The 2,477-nt window shown below is 35.7% G+C and carries 3 protein-coding genes; all 3 read right to left on the reverse strand.

Translation table 11 applies throughout. The features are described 5' to 3' along the window. Nucleotides 1–722 (reverse strand): hypothetical protein (locus Q8907_16245; GenBank protein ID MDP4275819.1); only part of this gene is annotated, 722 nt, incomplete at its 3' end. Between the two features lie 343 nt (nucleotides 723–1,065). Further along, nucleotides 1,066–1,557, reverse strand: a complete 492-nt coding sequence (locus Q8907_16250; protein ID MDP4275820.1) for a GNAT family N-acetyltransferase — start codon at nucleotides 1,555–1,557, stop codon at nucleotides 1,066–1,068. Further along, complete coding sequence (locus tag Q8907_16255) at nucleotides 1,554–1,844, reverse strand: DUF1778 domain-containing protein (GenBank protein ID MDP4275821.1); 291 nt, start codon at nucleotides 1,842–1,844, stop codon at nucleotides 1,554–1,556. The genes Q8907_16250 and Q8907_16255 overlap by 4 nt, the downstream gene beginning before the upstream one ends. Between the last annotated feature and the right edge of the window lie 633 nt (nucleotides 1,845–2,477).

Here is a 2,477-nt window from a genome sequence, read left to right on the forward strand (position 1 = left end):
CGATATGGAATGGTATATGGATCAGCATACAATCTAATATCAAAAATATCGAAACAATCAGAAGCTTCCGAAATAGTTTTCTGGAAGAACTCAAGGCTTTTTTCCTGACCAGGATATTGAAAATCTCCTGGAGGATTGAACAGACCGTCGTAGCCACCCAGTACTACCTTTGCACCCTTATCAGCATCTTTGACTGCTTTATGAAATACCCTGAGTTCACTAATAAATTCATCAACACTACCCGACCAATAAACAGGGTTATTTGGTTCGCAGTCATTTTGCCAATATTTTATCTTTCCTTTGCAATGCTTAACCAGACGGTAAATAAAATTATAATAATCGTCCGCCGATTTTGCTGGCGACGAAGGCAACATGGCTGTAGTTGTTTTTGTAGCCCAGGTAGAAGAAGAAAAGATAGATACAAGTACCTGATCTTCCGGTTTAATTTGGTTCAGTAAAAAATCAACAGTTTCCCAGTTATATTTACCTTTTTCTGGTTCAATCTGATGCCAAATTAAATAGACCTTTGTACTGTGTACCCCCAATTCATTTAAGGAAGGTATAAATGTTACCGGAGGCTCAGGAGGGTAACCATACAGGAATCCCCAGGCTATACCTATGGGAGGCAATAATATATCCGTTTCCTTTGCAGGCTTATCTTTCTGTCCGAAAATGTTAATTGTAATTGATAAGATCAATACTATAAATGTAAGTCTTTTCATATTTTTGATATTAAGTGGACTTATAACATATTACTTATTCACAGGCTTTTTCTTACTATCCTTGATGATCTTCACTAATGTACGACAATTGTTGATAGAGTGTGTTTTATGTTGCACACAACGTTGAGTAATCGAGTAGGCAAAGGGAGTTTCACTTTAAGCCGCTCATCAGAACCGTGCTTGATAGTCTCCCATCACACGATTCTTGTTATACAAATTTATGCATTTTATTAGAAAAACCCTAAGCTTCCTTATTTTGGCAATTATCCGTTTCTTTGAAGTGGTGTTCATTGCACAAATCAAACCCGAGAAAAAATTTTCCTCTCCGATTATGGGTCGTTTTCTATATCAGTTGTGCAATAACTTTCATCGGGAGAAACATCTTTTCACTATCTGGTAATTGTTCAAATCCATACTTTTTGTAAAATTCAACTGCCTTTTCGTTGATAGGATCTACAACTACAGCCATTGCTCCAATACTCTCATTCGACAAATTGTAACTTCTAAATAGTGCATCAAGAAGAAGATGTTCTCCAAGTCCTGTTCCCTTTGTCGTAATGTCCCTTGCTAATCGACCTAATAAAATAACCGGAGCATTATAGTTTTTTGGTACTTGTTTTAAATATTTTTCAGGTATTAATTCTCGACCAAGACTTTCACTTGTTAAAGTATAATAACCAACAACATTTTGTTCATCATCGATTGCAACAAAACAAGTCGCAAGTCGTTTGCGAATATCTTGACTAACCTGTTTTCTAATATATTCTGTTAATGAATCTTCTTCACAGGTGAATTTTTTTCTATGATGAGTCTTTTCTAAAAGTTGAATTCTCACTTGAATGTCGTTTGCAATTTATACTTTTCAGCAGCTTCAACTAAATTTTGATTAGGTTTACTACTCCCAAATACAGCATCAAAAAATTTCTTCCTATCTCTTTCACTTGCAATAATTCTGTCCTTTTTGGTAATTATTTCTTCGGACTGTTCTTTAACAATCCGAATAATAAAACTGCTAAAAGATTTATCCCCACTTAATTTTTGAGCTTTCCGGAAAATCCGTTTATCATAAGTAGATATTCTTATCTCAATTCGCTCATCTTTATTTTTTAAAGGCGCTTCCATAATATTATTTTTTACAAATGTACGGCAACCTATCGTACAAAACAAGTTTTTTTAAATGCACATAACTCCAGCACTATGGTTAGTTGTCGATTTTGACGTACCTCATTATCAAGACACCCCGCACTTTTATAAGTACAAAATCCAGTTCAAAACGGACACTTAATCCGGAAGAAGCCGGACAATTATTCCGGTTGAACGCAGGTTAAAAATTAACAGCAATTTTACCCGTAATGTTTTTACTTTTCATTCCCCACGAAATAGCGGATTAGGCCGCTTCGATTAGTTGTCGTCAAAAAAAGTGCCCAAAAAGACTTGACGAAAAAGACTCGCTCATTCGCCAATAGGCGAATGCGCTCAGACAGTTTTTCGTCAATATGGAATTGTTTTTGACGCTTCGCGAATAAATACCGTTAATCTTTTATGGTCGGTTTCGCTCAGACAACACCCAACCAAAGCGGAATGTTGTTTACATTGAGCTAATAATAAATGTCTGATCTTGAAAAGATAGTCAGATGGCTTGATCATGGAGAATGTGGAACTGCTTGTTTTTTAGGATTTTATCTTTGCAGATAGTTCCAAGCCCTGCAAAATTTACAAAACTTCAAAGAACGGTTAATCAGCCTGCCTTCAAAA

Source organism: Bacteroidota bacterium, from assembly GCA_030706565.1.
Classification (GTDB): Bacteria; Bacteroidota; Bacteroidia; order Bacteroidales; family JAUZOH01; genus JAUZOH01.

Coding starts and splice junctions, on each gene's coding strand:
- Q8907_16255 (MDP4275821.1), bottom strand. CDS start 1,844: ATGGAAGCGCCTTTAAAAAATAAAGATGAGCGAATTGAGATAAGAATA.